This window comes from Larkinella harenae (genome assembly GCF_054780515.1).
The window spans coordinates 95,234-117,290 of the sequence record NZ_BAAGWE010000003.1; the positions used below are offsets into that span (position 1 = coordinate 95,234).

14 protein-coding genes and 1 tRNA gene are annotated in these 22,057 nt (G+C 50.9%); 9 read left to right on the top strand and 6 right to left on the bottom strand.

Annotated elements, in window-relative coordinates; all coding sequences use genetic code 11:
* The 7 genes from ACYVH9_RS17405 (at position 1) to ACYVH9_RS17435 (ending at position 14,919) form a co-directional block, all read left to right on the top strand.
* Complete coding sequence (locus tag ACYVH9_RS17405; protein ID WP_460637666.1) at positions 1 to 1,545, top strand: RagB/SusD family nutrient uptake outer membrane protein; 1,545 nt, start codon at positions 1 to 3, stop codon at positions 1,543 to 1,545.
* 97 nt (positions 1,546 to 1,642) lie between these two features.
* The gene (locus tag ACYVH9_RS17410; RefSeq protein ID WP_460637667.1) at positions 1,643 to 4,873 is read left to right on the top strand and encodes a VCBS repeat-containing protein; all 3,231 of its coding nucleotides are present in this window, start codon (positions 1,643 to 1,645) and stop codon (positions 4,871 to 4,873) included.
* 18 nt (positions 4,874 to 4,891) lie between these two features.
* Positions 4,892 to 8,329 carry a VCBS repeat-containing protein gene (locus ACYVH9_RS17415; RefSeq protein ID WP_460637668.1) on the top strand — a complete coding sequence of 1,146 codons (3,438 nt, stop codon included), beginning with the start codon at positions 4,892 to 4,894 and terminating at the stop codon, positions 8,327 to 8,329.
* Positions 8,330 to 8,332: 3 nt separating this feature from the next.
* On the top strand, positions 8,333 to 11,740 hold the full coding sequence (locus ACYVH9_RS17420; protein ID WP_460637669.1) for a VCBS repeat-containing protein: 3,408 nt from the start codon (positions 8,333 to 8,335) through the stop codon (positions 11,738 to 11,740).
* A gap of 76 nt (positions 11,741 to 11,816) precedes the next feature.
* Positions 11,817 to 13,172, top strand: coding sequence for a vanadium-dependent haloperoxidase (locus tag ACYVH9_RS17425; RefSeq protein WP_460637670.1), 1,356 nt, complete (start codon positions 11,817 to 11,819; stop codon positions 13,170 to 13,172).
* Complete coding sequence (locus tag ACYVH9_RS17430) at positions 13,172 to 13,819, top strand: ABC transporter ATP-binding protein (protein WP_460637671.1); 648 nt, start codon at positions 13,172 to 13,174, stop codon at positions 13,817 to 13,819. The genes ACYVH9_RS17425 and ACYVH9_RS17430 overlap by 1 nt, the downstream gene beginning before the upstream one ends.
* Before the next feature lie 65 nt (positions 13,820 to 13,884).
* Positions 13,885 to 14,919: a hypothetical protein gene (locus ACYVH9_RS17435; protein WP_460637672.1), complete on the top strand. Its 1,035-nt coding sequence runs from the start codon at positions 13,885 to 13,887 to the stop codon at positions 14,917 to 14,919.
* A gap of 34 nt (positions 14,920 to 14,953) precedes the next feature.
* Here ACYVH9_RS17435 and ACYVH9_RS17440 read toward each other — a convergent pair whose 3' ends face one another.
* From ACYVH9_RS17440 to ACYVH9_RS17460, 5 genes are all read right to left on the bottom strand, one after another.
* On the bottom strand, positions 14,954 to 15,622 hold the full coding sequence (locus tag ACYVH9_RS17440) for a TetR/AcrR family transcriptional regulator (protein ID WP_460637673.1): 669 nt from the start codon (positions 15,620 to 15,622) through the stop codon (positions 14,954 to 14,956).
* A gap of 98 nt (positions 15,623 to 15,720) precedes the next feature.
* Positions 15,721 to 15,981: a GlsB/YeaQ/YmgE family stress response membrane protein gene (locus ACYVH9_RS17445; RefSeq protein WP_460637674.1), complete on the bottom strand. Its 261-nt coding sequence runs from the start codon at positions 15,979 to 15,981 to the stop codon at positions 15,721 to 15,723.
* A gap of 178 nt (positions 15,982 to 16,159) precedes the next feature.
* Complete coding sequence (locus tag ACYVH9_RS17450; RefSeq protein ID WP_460637675.1) at positions 16,160 to 16,912, bottom strand: succinate dehydrogenase/fumarate reductase iron-sulfur subunit; 753 nt, start codon at positions 16,910 to 16,912, stop codon at positions 16,160 to 16,162.
* A gap of 60 nt (positions 16,913 to 16,972) precedes the next feature.
* Positions 16,973 to 18,910 (bottom strand): fumarate reductase/succinate dehydrogenase flavoprotein subunit, encoded by a 1,938-nt coding sequence (locus ACYVH9_RS17455; RefSeq protein ID WP_460638160.1) that lies wholly within the window; start codon positions 18,908 to 18,910, stop codon positions 16,973 to 16,975.
* Positions 18,911 to 18,985: 75 nt separating this feature from the next.
* The gene (locus ACYVH9_RS17460; RefSeq protein WP_460637676.1) at positions 18,986 to 19,720 is read right to left on the bottom strand and encodes a succinate dehydrogenase cytochrome b subunit; all 735 of its coding nucleotides are present in this window, start codon (positions 19,718 to 19,720) and stop codon (positions 18,986 to 18,988) included.
* Between the two features lie 401 nt (positions 19,721 to 20,121).
* Here ACYVH9_RS17460 and fabD point away from each other — a divergent pair, with 401 nt between their 5' ends.
* Together fabD and ACYVH9_RS17470 are read left to right on the top strand one after the other, a co-directional pair.
* Positions 20,122 to 21,021 (top strand): ACP S-malonyltransferase, encoded by a 900-nt coding sequence (gene fabD / locus ACYVH9_RS17465; protein WP_460637677.1) that lies wholly within the window; start codon positions 20,122 to 20,124, stop codon positions 21,019 to 21,021.
* Between the two features lie 228 nt (positions 21,022 to 21,249).
* Positions 21,250 to 21,320 (top strand) — tRNA-Gln (locus ACYVH9_RS17470).
* Between the two features lie 184 nt (positions 21,321 to 21,504).
* Here ACYVH9_RS17470 and ACYVH9_RS17475 read toward each other — a convergent pair.
* Complete coding sequence (locus ACYVH9_RS17475; protein ID WP_460637678.1) at positions 21,505 to 21,942, bottom strand: helix-turn-helix domain-containing protein; 438 nt, start codon at positions 21,940 to 21,942, stop codon at positions 21,505 to 21,507.
* Positions 21,943 to 22,057: the final 115 nt, after the last annotated feature.

Sequence of the window (22,057 nt, forward strand, 5' to 3'; positions counted from 1 at the left end):
ATGAATATATCACTCAAAATACCTTTTGCAATAGTTTGTACAGGAACGATGCTGGTCATCGGCTGTACAAATCTGGAGGACAAGGTGCTGGATCGATCAACTTCGCTGCCATCAGCCGATGCAGGGAACCTGGAGAGTTTACTGAACGGGGTGTATGCCCAGCTGAATACCATTACAGATCAGGCTAACGCGTACGCTCTGTTGGAACATCCTTCGGACGAAATGATGGGGCCAACCCGCGGAACCGACTGGGATGACTTCGGACGCTGGCGCCGGCTCCACCAGCACACCTGGGACGCCACCACGGTTGATGTAATTGGTTCCTGGAATCAACTCAACTCGGGTGTATTCCGGGCTACGCAGGCGGCTGCTGCCGCCGGTTCCAACACCAACATTCAGGCGCAGGCACGTTTTCTGCGGGCATTTTTCATGTACCACGTTGTTGATTTATACGGTCAGGTGCCCTTTCGGGAAGCCAACGCCAGCTTTGACGACAACCCAAGGGTCATGACGCGCTCGGAGGCAACCGCCTACATCCTTGAAGACTTGAATTACGCGGTTCAGAATTTGCCAGCAACCCTGAACCCAGGGCGCGCCAACCGCGATGCCGCTCAGTTTCTGCGCGCCAAGGTGTACCTGAACCGGGCGGTCTTTACGCAGGACCCCAATTCACCCTCGGGACCTTTTACGTTTGCTCAGGCTGATATGAATCAGGTAATTGCAAACTGCGATGCCATCATCAATTCAAATCGTTATGCACTGGAGCCGAAGGGAGAATATTTTGATAACTTCCACTGGAACAACACAACGCTGTCGAAAGAGCTGATTTTTGTTATCTCCAACGAAAAAGGTGCCGCCGTGGGAAATACGCAAAACCGCTACCGGATGTCGCTGCACTACAACCAGCGCCCCGACGGCTGGAACGGTTTCACAACCCTGGCAGACTTTTATAACAGCTTTGATGCCGCCGACGAACGCCGTGGGAAAGCCATTCCGGTTATGACTGATAGCCTGGGACTCCGGGCGGGTTTCCTGGCAGGTCAGCAACTCGGTCCGGGTGGCCGCCCCTTGACCGACCGCGCTGGTGCTCCGTTAATGTTTACCCCGCAGCTTAACCTGCTGTATTCGCGGGAAGCGGACGGAATCCGGGTGGTGAAATACCTGCCCGATCCATCACGGCTCGACAACGGTGGTAACGACTACGTTTTCTTCCGCTACGCTGATGTACTGCTGATGAAAGCCGAAGCGATTCACCGGGGCGGAGCTGCCACCGGCGGGGCAACGGCATTATCACTAATCAACCAACTCCGGACAACGCGCGGTACGACAGCCCTGGCTGCCGTAAACGATGCAGCTCTGCTGGCCGAACGGGGCCGTGAGCTATACTGGGAAGGCTGGCGTCGGAATGATATGATCCGCTTTGGAACGTTCCTGAACCCGATGGACCAGAAACCCAACCAATCGGAAGCTTTCCGCATTGTTTTCCCTATTCCGCAACAGGCGCTGGATACCAACCCGAACCTGAAGCAGAATGTTGGTTATTAACCAATAATTTCATACTATTAATACCCGGAACAGCAGCCTACTACGGGCTGCTGTTCCGTTTGTTAAGGTGTGTTAGAAAAACCGTGTGTTTTTGCGTGTGGATGATTACATGAAATTCGGGTACCTTCTTTTCTTTATTCTTCCTCTTTGTCTCTGGTTAAGTGCCTGTCAGTCTGATCAACCGTTGTTTCAGAAGATGGAGGACCAGCAAACCGGCGTTCACTTCATCAACCAGCTACAGGAAACCGAGCAGGAAAACATTCTGGCCTTCGAGTATTTCTACAACGGGGGCGGTGTGGCAGTCGGCGACCTGAACAACGATGGCCTGGCCGATCTCTTTTTTACCGGCAACCAGGTTGACAACAAATTATACCTCAACAAAGGCGATTTCCGTTTTGAGGACATTACCCGGAGGGCTGGGATGGCCGGTCGGCCCAACGGCTGGAAAACCGGTGTGACGCTGGTGGACATTAACGCCGACGGCTGGCTTGACATTTATGTCTGTTACTCCGGACAGCGCCCGGATGTCCTGCGAAAAAATCAGCTGTTCATCAACAACCACGATCTGACCTTCACGGACCAGGCGGCCCAGTATGGACTCGATGATTCCGGTTATTCGGTGCAGGCCACCTTCTTCGATTACGACCGCGACGGCGACCTCGATTGTTTTCTGATCAATCATAACCTGAAAGACTATCAGCGGAAAGAAGCCGCCGTGATGCGGACCGAACGGGATTACAACGCTGGTGACAAGCTTTTTCGCAACGACGGCAACGGGCGTTTCACGGACGTTTCCGAACATGCCGGGATCAAAAGTAACCCGCTGGGCTTCGGGCTAGGCGTTTCCATTTCTGATCTGAACCAGGACGGTTACCCGGATATTTACGTCACCAACGATTTTGTGGAGGATGATTACCTGTACATCAACCAGCGCGACGGAACCTTCCGCGATGAACTACGCGAGCGCATTGAGCATACCTCTTATTCGTCGATGGGCGTCGATGTGGCCGATGTCAACAACGACGCACTGCCCGATATTTTTACGCTGGATATGCTGCCCGAAAGCAATGCCCGACAAAAACTACTGCCCTGGCCCGACAGCTGGAACGTGTATCAGGCCCAACTCCTGAACGGTTTCTGGCATCAGAACATGCGCAATATGCTGCAAATTCAGCAGGCGAATGGCCATTTTGCCGAGATTGGTCAATTGGCAGGTATTTCTAACACCGACTGGAGTTGGGGAACACTGCTGGCGGATTTTGACCTGGATGGCTACAAGGACGTATTCGTTAGCAACGGTATGGTGCGGGATTTTACGAACGGCGACTTTGTTAAGTATTCCGACGAAGCCGAAGCAGGCCAACGTTCTCCGATTGAACTAATCCGTCAAATGCCCTCGACCCGCACGAAAAACTTTATTTTCAAAAATAACCGTAACCTGACGTTTAGCAACCAGCAGCAAGCCTGGGGATTCGATGAGACGGCCACTTCCAACGGCTGCGTGTATGCGGACCTGGACAACGACGGCGATCTGGACCTGGTCACCAACAACTTGAACGAAACGGCGCGGATTTATAAAAACCAGCGTCGTGAACAGGACCAATCAGCCTACGTCGGTGTTCGCTTTAAAGGACCGGCTTCGAATCCGTTCGGCATTGGTGCCACCGTGACCGTGCAAACCGACAGCCTAACGCAAACGCAGGAACGGTACCCGACGCGCGGTTTCCAGTCGTGCAGCCACGGCGACCTGCGGTTTGGGCTGGGTTCGCAAGCGGCTCCGGTGCGGGTAACCGTGCAATGGCCGGACGGAAAGCGGCAGACAACCAATCCGGTAAATCCGAATCAGGTCTTGACGCTGGATTATCGGCAGGCATCAACGCCCCATGAAAACACACCACCCGCAGCCAAGCCGCTGTTCGAGGAAATGGCGGCCCCAGTCTTCAACCATACCATCGAGCCTACCAACAATTTTGACCGCCAGTTGCTGCTGCCCATGCAGTACTCGTACTCCGGGCCGCGCATGGCGGTGGGCGACATTGACGTCGATGGCCAGCAAGACGTTTTTGTGTGTGGTACGCCCCAACAACCCGGCCGCTTTTTCCGACAAACCACCGCAGGCTTTACACCGACGCTGCTGACTGGCGCTGAATCCCGGAAAAACACGGATGCGGTTCTGGCAGATTTTAACGGTGACAAACGTCCTGATTTGTACGTGGTCAACGGCGGCTACGAAGTGCGCGAAACGGCGCTTTTACAGGACCAACTGTGGCTGAACGACGGCAAAGGCGGTTTTATTCCGCAGCAACTTCCCACCGAGACCGACAACGGCAGTTGCGTTAAGGTGCTGGATTACGACCGCGACGGCGATCTGGACCTTTTTGTGGGGGGACATATCAAACCCAGCCGTTTTCCGGCGGCCGATGAATCCTTTCTGCTACGCAACGATGGCAAGGCCAACTTTACCCGCATTTCGCTCGGCAAGCTGGGATTGGTGACGGACGCCGTTCCGCTCGATCTGAATCGCGATGGCTGGCCGGATTTGGTGCTGGTGGGCGAATGGATGCCCGTAACGGTTTTAATGAATCAAAAAGGCGTTTTTTCGGCTGAAAATACCAAGACGTATGAGGCACTGGCCGGTTGGTGGAACCGCATCGAAAAAGCGGACCTCGACGGCGATAGCGACGATGATCTGGTCGTTGGCAATCTGGGGCTAAATTCCCAAATCCGGACCTCAACCGAGCAACCCGCTACGCTGGTGTACGAAGATTTCGACCAGAACGGCACCATCGATTGCTTCATGAATTATTACATTCAGGGCAAATCGTACCCAGCCTATTCCCGCGATGAAATCGGTGAACAAATGCCCAGTTTGCGGAAGATTTTTACCAACTATCAGACGTATTCCGACGCCACCATCGACCAGTTTTTCGCACCCGATGTGCTGCAAAAAGCCCGGAAGAAAACCATCAACGAAGTAAAAACGCTGCTGCTGGAAAACCGCGACGGCGAGTTGGTGCCGCGGCCGCTGCCCTTGCAGGCCCAGTATGCCCCCGTATACGGTATTGCAGCCCAGGATATTGACCGGGATGGTCGGACTGATTTGCTGCTGATGGGCAACAACTCCACCATGCGTCTGCGGATTGGGAAGATCGATGCCAATCACGGCGTTTTACTGAGCAACCGTGGTAACTGGCAGTTTGCGCCCGTTTCGTCCACCGCGTCCGGCATCTTTGTCAAAGGCGATGTCCGGGATGTAAAAATGGTGGGCAATTATGTGCTGGTAGGCGTCAACAACCGCCCGTTGCGTGTTTTCCGCCGATCCCGTTAATCAAGTGCTTAACCAACTATGATTCGCAAGAAATGGATAGGAATCGTCAGTCTACTGTGGCTGGCAGCCTGTAAACCCGATTCAAAACCGCTGTTTGAGGAGCTGCCGGCTTCCCAGACCGGAATTGACTTTATCAACCGCAGTCTCGACAAAAAAGACTTTAATATTTTCAATTACCGCAATTTCTACAACGGTGCGGGGGTAGCCATCGGCGACGTGAACAACGACGGCCTGCCCGATCTTTTTTTCACCTCTAATTTTGAAGAAAATAAGCTTTACCTGAACAAGGGCAACTGGCAGTTTGAAGACGTTACGCAAGCAGCAGGCATTGTAGGCAAAAAGTTCTGGTCGACGGGCGTAACAATGGCCGACGTCAATGGTGATGGTTTGCTGGACATTTACGTTTGCAATTCGGGCAGCCGGGATGCCCGTGGTAACCAGCTCTACATCAACCAGGGCGTTAAAAACCGTGCGGGCCAGCCGGGACTGCCAACATACCAGGAACAGACCGCCCGGTACGGGCTGGTCGACGGCGGTTTTTCAACCCACGCGGCCTTTTTTGATTACGACCGCGACGGCGACCTCGACATGTACCTGCTCAACAACAGCTTTACCCCAATGGACCGGCTGGGCTACCAAAACATGCGCGAAACCCGCGACCGGCTGGGCGGGCAGAAACTGTTTCGGAACATGACCAAAGAACGGGAAAAGCTGGGCAAGAACGCGAATGATTCGAACGCGCCCATCTTTGTTGATGCTAGTGAAGAAGCGGGAATTTACGGCAGCCTGATTGGTTTTGGACTGGGCATTACCGTCGGCGACGTGAACAACGACAACTGGCTGGACATTTATATCTCCAATGATTTCTACGAACGGGATTACCTGTACATCAACCAGAAAGACGGTACTTTCAAAGAGTCTATTAAAGACCACATGGGCCACATCAGCCTGACGTCGATGGGGGCCGATATTGCAGACATGAACAACGACGGTAATCTGGACATCTTTGTGACGGACATGATGCCCGACGATGATTACCGCCTGAAAACCACCGGATCGTTCGAGAATTACGAGCTATACCAGTTGAAGCTGTCGCGCGATTTTTACCACCAGGACCCGCGCAACATGCTCCACCTCAACAACGGGGCCGGCCCGACCGGCCAGGTAACGTTTTCGGAAATCGGACGGCTTTCGGGTACCTCCGCCACCGACTGGAGCTGGGGCGCTTTGCTGTTTGATATGGACATGGACGGCCACAAAGATATTTTCGTCACCAACGGTATTTTGAAAGACCTCACCGATCAGGACTTCGTCAATTACTTATCCGACAATCCCGACATTCAGTTGATGATTGAAGGGAAGAAAAGTTTTGATTACAAAGAGTACGTTGATAAAATGCCGTCGACGCCCCTGGCTAACTACGCCTTCCGCAACAACGGCAACGGGCTGCAATACACCAACAAAGCCGCCGACTGGGGACTGGCGACACCCGGCTTTTCGAACGGAGCCGCTTACGGTGATCTGGACAACGACGGCGACCTGGACCTAGTCGTGAATAACAACAACGCTCCGGCTTCGATCTACCGAAATACCGCCGTTGAGGTCAATCAGCAAGCCTTTCTGCGGGTTCAATTCCGTGGTTATGCACAAAACCGGAACGCCATCGGGACCAAAGTGTACGTTCACCAGAAGAGTCAGACGCAGTATTTACAGCAAATGCCCAACCGGGGTTTTCAATCATCGGTGGACCTGACGCTGGTGTTTGGGCTCGGAAAAAAACCGATCATCGACTCCCTGACGGTGATCTGGCCCGACGAACGCAGGCAGGTAATTCGTCAGCCGAAAGCCAACCAAACGCTTTTGCTCGACTACCGAAACGCCCACCAGACGGTTTCTCCGCAACCCGCTCAAACCGCTAAGCCGGTTTTGCTCGCCGACGTGACCAAGCTGGTTAAACTAAATTACCAGCATACCGAAAACAACTTTGTGGACTACGACCGGGATGGCCTGCTGAAACAGATGCTCTCCCGCGAGGGTCCGGCCCTGGCGGCTGGCGATGTCAACGGCGACGGTCTGGATGATCTGTTCTTTGGCGGGGCTGCCAACATGCCGCGCTCGCTCTATTTTCAACAGCCCGACGGTACCTATCTATTACAAAAACAACCTTTTCTGCTCGATGCCACGTATACAGAAGATGTTGCCGCTACGTTCTTTGACGCCGACGGCGACGGGGCTCTGGACTTATATGTCGCCACGGGCGGCAACGAATTTGATGACCGAACGTTATTATTCGACCGGTTTTACCGCAACGATGGGAAAGGAAATCTGGCTTGGGACAAAACCATGCCCCGCGTGCTGGAAAGTAGCTCCTGCGTAACGGCCTGTGACTTTGACCGGGACGGCGATCTGGATTTGTTTGTCGGGGGGCGGCTGGTGCCGGGGCAATACGGCCGGAATCCAGAGCAGACGTTGCTGGTCAACGATGGGCAGGGAAATTTTCAGAAGGTGACCCGTGAATTAATGCCTTTTTCGGGCGAAATTGGAATGGTTACCGACGCAGTCTGGACCGACGTGGACAACGACCAGTATCCGGATTTGGTCCTGGTGGGCGACTGGATGCCGATCACGATTCTGAGAAATAAGCAGGGCAAAGGGTTTGAACGGCTGGAAGTCCCAGCGCTCGCCAAAAGCGGGGGCTGGTGGAATACCATCCGGGCCGCTGATCTGGACGGCGACGGCGATCTCGACTTTGTGGTGGGAAACATGGGGCTAAATAGTCGGCTGGTAGCCTCGGAGCAGGAACCGGCGCACTTGTACGGCAACGATTTTGACCGCAACGGCACCTACGACCCGATTGTAACCTGCTACCGCCAGGGGCGCGAATGCGTGATGATTCAGAAACCGGATTTGCAGAAGCGAATTCCGGCCATTAAAAAGAAGTATCTGAAGCATACCGATTACGCCAAAGCGGGCTTTGAAGATTTATTTACGGAGGAACAGCGGGAGGGCACCGAGGTCAAAACCGTTCAAACCGCCGAAACAGTAATAGTGCTTAATGAAGGACCCGGCGCTGACGGCAAACCCCGGTTTACACTTCGCCCATTACCTTTACAAGCGCAATTGTCGCCTATTCGCAGCATTTTGATCGATGATTATAATGCGGACGGGAAGGTGGATATTCTGCTGGCGGGTAACTTCTTCGATGTGCTCAATGAGATTGGCCGCTATGACGCCAGCTACGGGCTGCTGCTAACGGGCAACGGGCGCGGTCAGTTCACCGTGATGCCGTCTGCGCAATCAGGCTTTTCGGTACTGGGCCAGGTGCGCGCCATGCGGGAAGTGCGGGGGCCTAACGGCAATAAACGAATTGTGCTGGCAAAAAACAACGATCAGGCTCAGGTTTTCGACGTCAGAAAACCCAAAGCGAGTCTGAAAAAAGAATTGGTTCGGAAGTAACCTATGATCAAATACATTAGTCTTTTTCTCACAGTTGGAACGCTGGCGGTTTGGGGCTGCCGCTCATCCTCACCATCCGAGAAACCGCTTTTTCATTCGCTGGATTCTACCCAAACCGGCGTCGGCTTTGTCAACCGTGTCCAGAACACGGCGCATTTCAACATCATCGATTACCTGTATTTCTACAACGGTGCGGGGGTGGCTGCCGGTGACATTAACAACGACGGCCTGACCGACTTGTATTTTGTCTCGAATCAGGGCAATAATAAACTGTACCTGAACAAAGGCGGCTTCAAATTCGAAGACATCACCCAAAAAGCGGGCGTTGAAGGGGTCGCCGACTGGCAAACGGGCGTGACGATGGCGGACGTCAATGGTGACGGATGGCTGGACATTTACGTTTGCGCCGTCGGAAATTTCAAAGGTCAGCAAGGCTCTAACGAGTTATACATCAACAACCAGGACGGCACATTTTCCGAAAAGGCCGCCGAATACGGCTTAAATTTTACCGGTTTTTCGACCCAGGCCGCCTTTTTTGACTACGATCACGATGGGGATCTGGACATGTATCTGCTCAATCACGCCGTACACACATCCCTTAGTTACGACCGCGTTACGACCCGAAATCTGCGCCAGAATGAATCCGGTGATTACCTATACCGAAACATGCTGATGGAGCGCAAAAAAGAAGGTAATACATCTTCCCCTCTTTTTGCCAACGTCAGCGAACAGGCCGGTATTTACGGTGCGGCAATGGGCTACGGGCTAGGTATTTCGGTGGCCGATCTGAACAACGACGGCTGGGAAGACATCTACGTTTCCAACGATTTTCACGAGGATGATTACTATTACATCAACAACGGCAAAGGCGGTTTTACAGAAAGTGTCCGGAAAGCGTTTGCGCACGTGAGCCGGTTTTCGATGGGCAACGACATTGCGGATGTAAATAACGACGGTTTTCAGGACGTGGTTACGCTGGATATGTATCCCGAAGACGAAACCGTCGAGAAAATGTCGCTTGGCGAAGAACCATTGGATATTTATATCTATAAGCTCACCTTTGGTTACATGAACCAGTACAGTCGCAATTGCCTGCAAATCAATCAATCGGGGCAAAAATTCATGGATATTGGCGCGATGGCCGGGGTAGCAGCCACAGACTGGAGCTGGGCACCGCTGCTGGCCGACTACGACAATGATGGCATAAAAGATCTGTTTGTGGCCAACGGCATTGTCCGACGGCCCAACGATCTCGATTATGTTAAGTTCACCTCCGACAACTCGATGCGGTCTACCATCGAAACGTCTAACGTGCTGGACGAAAAAGCAATCGCTATGATGCCTGAAGGCAAGGTGCATAATTACCTGTTTCAGGGCTCAGCAGACCTGAAATTTGCGGACAAATCGCTGGTCTGGGGCTTTCAAAAACCGACGTTTTCGAGCGGAGCAGTTTACGCAGACTTGGACAACGACGGTGATTTAGACCTGGTTACCAATGACATCAACGACCCGGCGGGAATCCATCAAAATCAGGCAAACGAACTTTTTCCGACGCATCACTGGCTGAAAATCAGACTGCAAGGCGAAATGGGCAACGGTTTTGGTGTTGGCGCCAAAGTTGTTTTGAAAACCAGAAATGGCTTGCAACTTCAGCAATTGATGCCCACACGCGGTTTTCAGTCGTCCGTAGAACCAGCCCTGACGTTTGGTTTGGGAGAACTCGCTACCGTTGATTCGCTGATTGTGATCTGGCCCAATCAGCAGATGGAAATCCGGACGGCAGTGCAAACCAACCAAACGCTGACGTTGAAACAAACCGCGGCCCAAGAGGGCGTTGGCACATTCCCGTTTACGAAGCCCGCGCCAAAACCGTTGCTGGAAGAAGTGACGAAGCAGAACGTGATTGGATACCAGCATACAGAAAACACCTACTTCGACTTTGTTCGTGAATCGCTGATGCCTTTCCAAGTATCGCAGGAAGGACCCAGGCTGGCCGTTGGCGATGTGAACGGCGACGGTCTGGAGGACTTTTACGCGGCCGGTGCCAAATGGCAGGCGGGGAGTTTACACATTCAACAGCCTGATGGACGGTTTACGGTTGCACAGCAACCGGCTTTCCGGGCCGATTCGACGTATGAGGATGTGGATGCGGTTTTCTTCGATGCCGACGGCGACAAAGACCTGGATTTGTACGTGGTATCGGGTGGCAACGAGTTTTTCGAAAAAATGCCCGAACAGTTCGACCGGCTGTATCTGAACGACGGAAAGGGCACCTTCACGCGCTCGAACGGTTTGCCCCCCATGTACGACAACAAAAGCTGCGTTCGGCCGGTGGATTTCGATAACGATGGTGACCTGGATCTGTTTGTTGGGGGCCGGGTCGTGGCTTTTGCCTACGGAAAAATTCCAAACTCATATTTGCTCATCAACGACGGCAAAGGACGGTTTTCGGACCAAACCGACCGGCTGGCCCCGGAACTTCGCAAGGCCGGTATGATCACCGACGCCGTTTGGATGGACTACGATCAGGACAAGGACCTCGACTTGGTAGTTGCGGGCGACTGGATGCCCATTCGGGTATTTGCCAAACAAAATGGGAAACTGACGACCGTCAAAAGTATTGTTGAGGATGAGATGGCTCTGAACGGTTTTTGGCAATGCCTGACAGCCGCCGACTTCGACCACGATGGGGATTTGGATCTGGTTGCCGGGAACCTGGGTTTAAATACGAAATTCATTAAGCAGCCCGACCCGCGTTTAAAAATGTGGGTAAAGGATTTCGACAAAAACGGACGTATCGATCAGGTACTTGCCTACCAGCGCAACGGAAAAGACTGGTATCCGGTCAATTTTAAAGATGAGCTGGGCAAGCAAATGCCGGGCATTATCAATAAGCGATTCACCGATTACATTTCATTTGCCGGAAAACCGATCGAACAAATCTTTGAACCCGAGGAGCTGGAAGAAGCCGAGCTGTACGAAGTCAACCAATTTGCGTCGGTTTATCTGGAAAACCGCGGTGATGGACACTTTGCGGTTCATCCATTGCCCATGCTGGCGCAGGTTTCCAAGCTGTTCGCTCTGCAAACCGCTGATATTGACAACGACGGTTTTCCGGATGTACTGGCAGGCGGCAATTTTTTCGGCGTCAGTACCTATCAGGGGCGTTATGATGCCAATTACGGTTTGGTGCTGCAAAACCAAGGCAAAAAAGCGGACAACCAATCCCGGTTTCTGGCGCTTTCGCCCTTTGAGAGCGGTTTTCTACTCGAAGGACAAGTGCGCGATATCAAACCAATTCAGGTAAACGGAATCCCTTCCTGGCTCATTGGCCGGAACAACAGTCCCCTGCAAATCTTCCAGAAACCCAAACCGATAGGTAGCCGTGTTGCACAAAAACCGTCGAATTAGCGTAAATCAGTGCTTGTATATGCTTATTTTGAGGTAAATTTGTAGTCCTCTTGTACCATCATAATCAGAACCATTCATGAAAAATCCAATAGTTGGGATTCTTTTGCTTGGCTTCCTTTGGATTTTCGCGGGGTGTCAGCCCAAAGCCACCCCGGAAGAATACAATGCCAAAGCCGCTGAACCGGAGCGTTACCACCAATGTGTTAAGCAATTAACCGACGTCATTATTCACGATATTTTTTCTCCTCCTGTGGCCAGCCGGATTTATTGTTATGCCAATCTGGCCGGTTATGAAGCCATGCTGCCCGGTCAGCCCGGTTATGAATCGCTGGCTGGAAAACTCAAAGATTTTACCGCTCCGCCTAAACCGGAGCCGGGTCAGGAATACTGTTTTCCGCTTGCCAGTACCCGTGCCTTTTTGACCATCGGTCGCAACTTGACGTTTTCGGGTGATATGTTCGACAATTTTGAGAAGAAGTTCTACGACGAGTACCGAAAAATTGGGGTTCCTGACGAAGTAATTGAGCGTTCGATGGCGTATGGCGAAGCCGTGGCCAAGCACATCATGGAGTTTGCGGGAAAAGACCATTATAAGCAAACACGCGGTTTCAAGCATACTGTTACCAATGCGGAAGGAAGCTGGGTCCCTACTCCACCGGCCTACATGGAAGCCGCTGAGCCCAAATGGATGCAAATCCGCTGCTGGGTAATGGATACCTGCTCGCAGTTTATGCCCCCCCAAGCCACGCCGTATAACATGACCAAAGGGAGTCCTTTTTACAAACTGGTTGAAGAGGTGTACCAAAATGGCATTCACCAAACGGAGGAACAACGAAAAATTGCCTTTTTCTGGGATGATAATGCCTTTGTTATGAACGTAGCGGGTCACGTTTCGTACGCATCCAAGAAAATGACTCCCGGTGGTCACTGGCAAGCCATCTCGGCAACCATCGCCCGCCAGCAAAAAGCAGACTTCGCCAAAAGCGTGCAGGCCTATGCGCTGACGGCGTTTGCGGTGGCCGATGGTTTTATCAGCTGCTGGGATGAAAAATACCGTAGCAACCGGGTTCGCCCCGAAACAGTTATCAACAAATTCATTGACCCTAAATGGACGCCCTATCTGCAAACCCCTCCTTTTCCGGAATATACCAGTGGGCATAGTGTGATTTCGGCCGCGGCTGCTGAAGTTCTGACTATGTTATACGGTGACAACGTTGCCTTTACTGACTCTACTGAACATCCGTATGGGCACGGAGTCCGCTCGTTCAAATCGTTTCGGGATGCGGCTTTAGAAGTTGCCAACAGTCGGTTATACGGTGGTATCCACTTCCGGGATGCCAACGAAATTGGAACCGTTCAGGGCCAGAAAGTTGGTGAGTATGTGGTTAAAAAACTAGCTAGCAAGCAAGAAGTAGCTAGTACTTCCCACTGATGCTCCGTATCCAGAATTTTCAAAAAACTTACCACAGTCGACTGGTACTGGCTATTCCGGAGGTGAATTTTCCGTCGGGAATTCATTGGATAAAGGGACAGAACGGTTCGGGAAAAACGACCTTTTTTCGTTCCATTGCCGGTTTATTACCATTCGAGGGCAACCTCCTGCTGAATAATCAGTATGACCTCCGAAAGCATCCCATCGAATACCGTCTTCGGGTTAATTATGGAGAAGCCGAACCGACCTACCCGGCCTTCCTGACGGCCTGGGAATTGACGAACTGGGTAGCATCTACGAAAAAAGCAACGACCCGGCAGGTTGATGAACTGATTGATTTGTTTGCAATCCGGAGCTTTATGAAAACTCCGATCGGTACTTATTCGAGCGGAATGCTCAAAAAAACTTCCCTCGTTCTGGCTTTTCTGGGCAATCCCGCACTCATTCTACTGGACGAACCACTCATTACGCTCGACCACGCAACTACGAAAACCGTACTCGATTGCATTCGGAAAAACCGTACCCAAGGTGTTAGCTTTCTGCTGTCGACGCACCAGGACCTCGATCCTGGCGACCTTCCGGTCGACTCGACCTGGATTGTTCAACACCAAGCCCTGGAACCCCTTATCGAGTCGGTTTCGCGATGATAACTCGCTTATGGAGTGTTCCGGAAAAGCTGATCGTTAGGCAATTTTATTTACAAAATGCTGGTTTGTTTATCGTGGTGCTGATGCTGGGATTCGGCTTTCTAAGCTCGAATGAACACATAGCGTTGGCGGCTTATGCGGTGCATGATTTTCTTTTCCTGGGTGGCTATCTTATCCTCTGGCTCCTTTATGCAGCCTATGCCATCCGCTTTAGTTGGCAGCTTTTCCAAACCACCGATCTATTGCAGCTTTTCCGCCTTGTTCCAACGCTGAAGCGCGTTTTTCTTCTTTACCTACTACACCTGCAACTTCTGGCTCCGGTTCTTTTTTACGCTGGCTTTATGCTTTGGGTGGGCAATCAGCAAGATACAACCGTGGCCAATGCCGTTATTATACTGGCGATGATTATTCTGACGATACTTCCGTTGCCGTTCGTTGACTATGCGCTACGCCATCCTAATCCCGAACGATTCACCGGCAATCTGGGTGCCTGGCTTCGACAACGTCTTACAACTCCGTATGGTTTGTTTTTTATTCGCTACCTTTTCCGCGAACAACCTGCTACATTATTGTTGGCCAAAACTGGGTCGTGTTTACTCACTATCGGCTTACTGGCGGTCTATCCCACGGATGATTATGATATCCGGTTGTTTACGTTGGGAATGCTTCTTGCAGCGACATTCCACGCCGGGCTCGTTTTTGAGTTATATCAGTTCGAAGCAACTCAACTACTACTATTGCGAAACTTACCGATACCCATCAGAAAACGGTGGGGGCACTACGTGGGGATTGTCATTCTATGCACCAGCCCCGAAGCCATTCTGCTGATTTATAGCCGTCCCGACGATCTCTCGTTACTGGCTATTATCGGTATATGGGCCTTCGAGTTAAGCCTACTCTTGCTTCAGTACACCTCCTTATTGACCCGACACACTACCCGCGACCGATTCTTACAACGCCTGTTCTGGCCGGCCATCGGTTTGTTTCTTCTGATCATGTACCGGCTACCGGTATGGTCTTTAGCAGGTGGTGGCAGCGCAGTGGCCTTCTTCTTGTTTATCCGTAATTATGACCGCTCCTTCTGGGAAGAAGAACTCTAGTTTTCTATCTAATTCGCTTAGCTATTACGGGGGTTCACCAATACGTAGAGGGAATGCCGGTTGGGTGTACTTCCAACGTTACAACTTGAGACTGAACCGCCATCTGATTCAACGCCGTATATATAATTCGGGTCGCTTCTTCGATCCGCTGCCAGCCTTCTTCGGTTGATAAGTCGATACCCACGGCGGTACGGTTATTTTTCGATAATAACGTTAAATAAGACATCGCGCCGGTCATGATAGCGGAGATTGCCTGGAAGTCAACCCCTTTCACGTATGCCAACTGCTTGACGATACGGGTTACCTCTTCGTCATAAGCCTTACTGGCTTCATCAACCACGGGGCCATTTTCAGCAACAGTCGCTTTTAAAATGTGGTAGCCCGCCGGCACTTGCCGGAATAAGCGATACGTATGGATGAGTTGTTTGTACCAAAGCTTGGATAAATCATTTTCGTGAACCGGACGCAATTGCTCCAGGGTTGATGGACTAAGCAATGGAAACAACCGGCCCATCTTAATGTAATGCGTCAGTAGCCCTTCTAACCCCCCGAAATATCGGTAAATAAGCACTTTACTAACACCTGCCTTTTCTGAAATTCGATTGATACCGATTCCTTCAATACCTCTCTCGGCAAGAACTTCCTCCAGAGCATCAATAATTCGTAAGGAGGTTTGGGCGCGGTTACGTTTTACTTTTTCCATTTGTGATATCATTTGCTTCCAGTTACTACTCCGACGCAGGGCATCAGAAAAAGTCACATGGGCATTACAAAAATCTTTAACTGTGAATCAATAGTTTCTTAGGCGTTTTGCCGGCTTTTAATAAGAGCTATAACGCTCAAGATAACCAGGGCTCCGAGAAAAGCCGTGACAATGCGAGCTAAAAGGTCGGGCATTCCTAAGATTACCTGTAAATCATTACCCAGCAACCAACTACCGACAAGGCCACCGGCGATACCCAGCAAAATCTGTAACCAGATTGAGAAGGAAAATCGCTTGAAAACCAGATCAGCCAACCAGCCGGCAACAGCACCAACTAAAATCGAAATGAGGATTCCCATACTACAATAAGTTCAGAACAGAGATTGAAACGTTTTTATGTCTTTTAAAAAAGAACATTTGCCTAATGAAGACGCAAAAAGTGGGGTAAAGTCACACCCTTTCTATACATTTTTCCAAAAACAGAAACAAAAAAACGCCCGGCTTGAGGCCGGGCGTTTCCACCGGTTAAGGGGCATTTTACACGTTGTTCGACGTTATTTTTGCTCCCAGATATTCACGGTTCAGACGGGCGATATGATCCAGCGAAATTGATTTTGGGCATTCTACAGAACACGCGCCCGTAAACGAACAGGCACCAAAACCTTCGGCGTCCATTTGAGCAACCATGCGTTCGGCCCGCAGCTTCTGTTCAGCCTGTCCTTGCGGCAATACAGCCAGTTGAGAAACCTTAGCAGCCGTAAATAACATTGCTGAGGCATTTTTACAGGCTGCGACGCAGGCTCCGCAAGCAATACACTGCGCAGCATCCATTGCTTCGTCGGCAACCTCACGCGGAATCAGGATTTCGTTGGCATCCGGTGCCGAGCCCGTGTTGACTGAAACGTAACCGCCTGCCTGAATGATCCGGTCAAAAGCATCGCGATCCACGATTAAATCCTTAATCACCGGAAACGCCCGCGCTCGCCAAGGCTCTACAACAATGGTATCCCCATCGTTGAAGCTCCGCATGTGCAACTGGCAGGTCGTCGTTCCGGTTTGCGGACCGTGCGCACGACCGTTGATGTACATGGAACACATCCCGCAGATTCCTTCCCGACAGTCGTGATCAAACGCGACGGGTTCTTCTCCTTTATGCGAAAGGTCTTCGTTCAGTACGTCGAACATTTCCAGGAATGACATATCCGGGGAAATATCCGACAATTTATATTCCACCATTTGGCCCGGTGTTTGGCTATTTTTTTGTCTCCAGACTTTTAGTGTAACATTCATTTTTTTGACGTCTGAGCCTAAGGTTCAAACCATTAGCCGTTAAACCTTAAACGTTAAACCCTATTTATAACTCCGCTGCGTCAGCTTAACGGTTTCAAATTTCAGCGGCTCCTTGTGCAGTTCTTCCGGCTGGTTCGGGCCTTTATACTCCCAGGCCGCCACGTACGTATAGTTTTCGTCGTCCCGTCTGGCTTCCCCATCTTCCGTCGAATATTCCTCCCGAAAGTGCCCTCCGCACGATTCGTTGCGGTTCAGTGCATCGTCAACCATCAACTCACCGAGTTCGATAAAGTCGGCCACCCGCGAAGCCTGTTCCAGCGCCGGATTCAGTTCCAGGTCGGTTCCGGTTACCCGCAGGTTGCTCCAGAATTCTTTCTTCAGATCCTGAATCAGCCCTTTCGCCTTTTTAAGTCCTTCCGCATTCCGGGCCATTCCGCAATATTCCCACATAATATGGCCCAACTGCCGGTGCAGTTCCTCAGCGGTTTTTTGGCCTTTAATGGATAGCAGCTTCGTAACCGTTCCCTGAACCTCCTTCTCGGCGTCTTTGAACGCCTGGTGGGTGACCGGAATTTTATCCGCTGGACCAATGGAGGCCAGGTAATCGCCAAGTGTATACGGAATGACGAAATAACCATCGGCGAGTCCCTGCATGAGCGCCGAAGCACCCAGTCGGTTCGCACCGTGATCAGAAAAGTTGGCTTCGCCGAGGGCATAAAGGCCCGGAATGTTCGTCATCAGGTTGTAATCGACCCACAAACCGCCCATTGTGTAGTGAACGGCAGGATAAATTTTCATCGGCGTTTCGTACGGATCGTCATCCACGATTTTCTCGTACATCTCGAACAGGTTACCGTATTTCGCTTCGATCACCTTCCGTCCGTCGCGTTTGATGGCTTCGGCAAAATCCAGGAAAACCGCCAGACCCGTCGGTGCGACTCCCCGTCCTTCGTCACAAACCATTTTCGCGTTCCGCGAAGCCACATCACGGGGTACCAGGTTTCCAAATGACGGATACCGGCGCTCCAGGAAGTAGTCACGATCCTCTTCTTTAATATCTTTTGCCTTGATTTCGCCGTTACGGACTTTCTCGGCCATTTCCTTTGTTTTCGGTACCCAGACCCGGCCATCGTTCCGGAGCGATTCCGACATCAACGTCAGTTTCGACTGGTAGTTTCCTTTAACCGGGATACAGGTCGGGTGAATCTGCGTAAAGCACGGATTCCCAAACAAAGCGCCTTTTTTGTGCGCCCGCCAGGCCGCCGTCACGTTGGAACCCATCGCGTTGGTCGACAGGTAAAAAACGTTTCCGTAACCGCCCGTACACAGTAAAACCGCGTGTGCTGAATGCGATTCGATTTTTCCGGTTACCAGATTTCGGGTAATGATGCCCCGTGCTTTTCCGCCTTCGATCACCAGATCGAGCATTTCGGTTCGCGTGAACAACTTCACTTTGCCATTGGAAACCTGGCGGCTCAACGCGCTGTAGGCTCCCAGCAACAGCTGCTGCCCGGTCTGTCCGCGCGCGTAGAAAGTACGCGATACCTGCGAGCCCCCGAACGAACGGTTTGCCAGCGCCCCGCCGTATTCCCGCGCAAACGGTACGCCCTGCGCTACGCACTGGTCAATGATGTTGACGCTCACTTCTGCCAGCCGGTGTACGTTGGCTTCACGAGCCCGGTAATCACCACCTTTTATGGTATCGTAAAACAGACGGAAAACGCTATCACCGTCGTTCTGGTAATTTTTAGCCGCGTTGATTCCACCCTGCGCTGCAATACTGTGCGCCCGACGGGGGCTATCCTGAAAACAGAATGCTTTAACGTTGTACCCTAATTCTGCCAGAGAGGCAGCCGCTGAAGCGCCCGCCAGACCGGTTCCAACAACAATAACTTCGTATTTCCGCTTGTTAGCTGGGTTAACCAGCTTCATGTTAAATTTATGTTTGGCCCATTTTTCAGCGAGGGGCCCATCCGGAATTTTAGATTCCAATTTGATTCCGGTTTCTTGTTCTTCGAGTACGTCGATCATAGACAGATACGGTTCAATTCGTCGTAATAAACCCTGTTCTGATTAAAAAATAATATGGTGTACTTTTAAATAAATGTACACCGGCATAGCCGCAAACAGCGCCGGAATAAGAATCCCGAATACATACGTACCGATCCATTCTACCAGCGGAGAGTATTTCTTATGCCGTAGCCCCAATGATTGAAAACCGCTCTGAAAACCGTGAACCAGGTGAAACGACAAAGCCGCCATTGATACCACATACAGGATAACATACCAGAGATACGAGAAAGCAAAGGTTGTAACCGCGTACAGGTTTTTGATAGGCTCGCCATCATACGTCACCTCCGGAATTGATCCGGGCTGGATTTGCTCCCCGGCCAACGTAATGGGGCCAAAGTGCATTGTGTACCAGAAAGTCCGCATGTGGATTACGATGAAAATTAGAATGATCGTTCCGAGAATACCCATATTCCGAGACGTCCAATGACTGTTAGCTTCTGGTTTTGCGTAAGCATATTTAACGGGACGCGAAGCCTGATTATACCGGGTTAGCACCAGGGCCATTACAGCATGGGCGATAATGGAAGCATACAGCAGGTACGAAATCGTCTTTATGATCGGATTGTGGGTCATAAAGTAGCTGTATTCATTGAAGGACTGTCCTTCATCGCCTTTGAACAATTGCAGGTTCCCAACCAGATGGACAATCAGGAACGTGCACAAAAACAGCCCCGTCAGTGACATGACGACCTTGCGGCCAAGGGTGCTGGAAAGTGTTGTTGTTACCCAAGACATATTGTGTAATCAGAAAATTTTGTTTAGTAAACCGGCTTGAAAATTAACCGATTCGTAGAGGTCAAAACTACTGCACAAAGCAATTCGAACCAAAAAAAGCCCTCGTTTTTACGCTTATTTGGAATCAATAAAAGGTGAAGGATTCTACCTATTAAGAAACAGGGGGCTATGTCCTTTTGTTCCTCCGGAAAAGCCTGTCGAATAGAATTATTTCAAGTAATTATCGAAGGGAATCTTCCGTTTGGGTGGTTGCGCCTGTTGGTATGCTCCAGCTCCTTGTTCCCGTTCCGGCGTTTAGAAACCGTTTCCTAGAATAAAAGCCGTGAAACTGTTAGTTTTGCCCCCCAAATTATCCAAACGGCGGTTTCGCCAAATCGTCGTTCAAAATGAACCATTCGAGTATGAAAAAAGCCTATATCTTCCCCGGTCAGGGGGCGCAGTTCACCGGCATGGGGCTGGGACTGTATCAGCAATCCGAAAAAGCAAAGTACCTGTTCGAACAGGCAAATCACATTCTGGGTTTCGACATCACAAAGGTGATGTTTGAGGGCACGGAGGACGAACTCAAACAAACAAATGTTACCCAGCCGGCCATTTTTTTACACTCCGTGATTCTGGCCCAAACCATCGAAGACTTTGCTCCGGATATGGTGGCCGGGCATTCGCTCGGTGAATTTTCGGCCCTGGTTGCTGCCGGTGGGTTATCGTTTGAAGACGGGTTACGCCTGGTTGCGCAGCGAGCTACTGCCATGCAGAAAGCCTGTGAACTTAAACCGTCGACGATGGCCGCCGTGCTAGGACTGCCTGATGAAACGATTGAAAAAATTTGCCTGGAAGTAGCTTCCTCCACGCAATTCCAGGAAGTAGTCATTCCGGCCAACTACAATTGCCCGGGGCAAGTGGTGATTTCCGGTTCACTCGAAGGTGTCCGACTGGCGGGCGAAAAACTGAAAGAGGCCGGTGCCAAACGGGTGCTTCCGTTGCAGGTCGGCGGGGCGTTCCACTCTCCCCTGATGGAGCCCGCCCGGGCCGAGCTGGCTCAGGCGATTCAAACCACCCCGTTCAGCCAGCCCAGCTGCCCCATTTATCAGAATGTAAACGCCAAACCTGCTACCGACGTCGACACCATCAAGGCCAACCTTATTGCCCAGTTAACGGCGCCCGTTCGCTGGACCCAGTCCGTCGAAGCAATGGGAGCCGATGGCGCCACGGTTTTTGTTGAATGCGGCCCGGGAAAGGTGCTCCAGGGATTGGTGAAAAAAATTATTCCGACTGCCGAAACGCAGGGCGTTGCAATCTGACAGGGAGCGTTCAGCCGTTTCGGTACGGATTATTGAGCACGATGAGCGGACTTTTAGTCCGCTTTTTTTCTTCCACCCAAGTTTTTTATTCTTTTAAATTTAACTCATAATCAGCAAGCTAACCTTAAAGTACCTTGTCAATTTGTTATTTTTAACGAAAAACCGCCATTTTTTTTCAGGGCTGACTTGCTTTTTTATGAACATAGCCCCTATCTTTGCACTCGCAATTGCCGGGTCGTCTAAGGGTAGGACGACAGATTTTGGTTCTGTTTGTGAGGGTTCGAATCCTTCCCCGGCAACTGACAACACTTGTAACCCGCTAACTACCAATTGGTTAGCGGGTTTACTTTTTAGCCCATTCCCAGCCTGTTATTCCGGCGGCCACCCCCACTTCCGGCTTATTTTCAACAAACAACAGCCTGACCCCACAACAGAATCAGGCTGGTTCAGGTAGACAGAGAAAAATAGACTTTAAATAGCGAGTTATCTATAGGTGCTGTTTTGAATCGTACCAGTGATCTGTAGTTTTTTCACAAACCGACGCAAAGTATCGTGACTAATCGGTTGGGATAGAAACGTGTTGACATGATTCAGCATTTGATACAGGTTGTCGGGATACAGCAGAAAAGCCTGCCGCACCTGTTCTACCTGCTCTTTACTGGCCAGACTGAGTTTGGGTTTTATTCCCCGTCCTGGCTTATCAGACAGCGCTTTGATTCCCCCTTTTTCCCAGCGATCCATCCAATTGTAAATACTGCGACGGTCTACTTCAAACAAGTCCATCAATTCATTCACATTCATACCATAGTAGCTGTAAAGAATGCATTGACATCGTCTTTTCAGAGCACTTTGCCCCCGGCGACCAGAGAAGTATCGAAGCTGTTCGACCTCCTGAGGAGTCAGATCTTTAATAGTCCTCATTGCATGACAGAGAGTTAAGATTGCAAAATCACATCTGGCAACATGATCTCACAAATCATTCGCTTAAATAACTCATAAACACTTATAAACTAAATAGTTATTTAGCAAAAATAGT

Coding starts and splice junctions, on each gene's coding strand:
- ACYVH9_RS17445 (WP_460637674.1), bottom strand. CDS start 15,981: ATGGGAATCCTCATTTCGATTTTAGTTGGTGCTGTTGCCGGCTGGTTG.
- ACYVH9_RS17415 (WP_460637668.1), top strand. CDS start 4,892: ATGATTCGCAAGAAATGGATAGGAATCGTCAGTCTACTGTGGCTGGCA.
- ACYVH9_RS17420 (WP_460637669.1), top strand. CDS start 8,333: ATGATCAAATACATTAGTCTTTTTCTCACAGTTGGAACGCTGGCGGTT.
- fabD (WP_460637677.1), top strand. CDS start 20,122: ATGAAAAAAGCCTATATCTTCCCCGGTCAGGGGGCGCAGTTCACCGGC.
- ACYVH9_RS17440 (WP_460637673.1), bottom strand. CDS start 15,622: ATGGAAAAAGTAAAACGTAACCGCGCCCAAACCTCCTTACGAATTATT.
- ACYVH9_RS17475 (WP_460637678.1), bottom strand. CDS start 21,942: ATGAGGACTATTAAAGATCTGACTCCTCAGGAGGTCGAACAGCTTCGA.
- ACYVH9_RS17460 (WP_460637676.1), bottom strand. CDS start 19,720: ATGTCTTGGGTAACAACAACACTTTCCAGCACCCTTGGCCGCAAGGTC.
- ACYVH9_RS17405 (WP_460637666.1), top strand. CDS start 1: ATGAATATATCACTCAAAATACCTTTTGCAATAGTTTGTACAGGAACG.
- ACYVH9_RS17430 (WP_460637671.1), top strand. CDS start 13,172: ATGCTCCGTATCCAGAATTTTCAAAAAACTTACCACAGTCGACTGGTA.
- ACYVH9_RS17450 (WP_460637675.1), bottom strand. CDS start 16,912: ATGAATGTTACACTAAAAGTCTGGAGACAAAAAAATAGCCAAACACCG.
- ACYVH9_RS17425 (WP_460637670.1), top strand. CDS start 11,817: ATGAAAAATCCAATAGTTGGGATTCTTTTGCTTGGCTTCCTTTGGATT.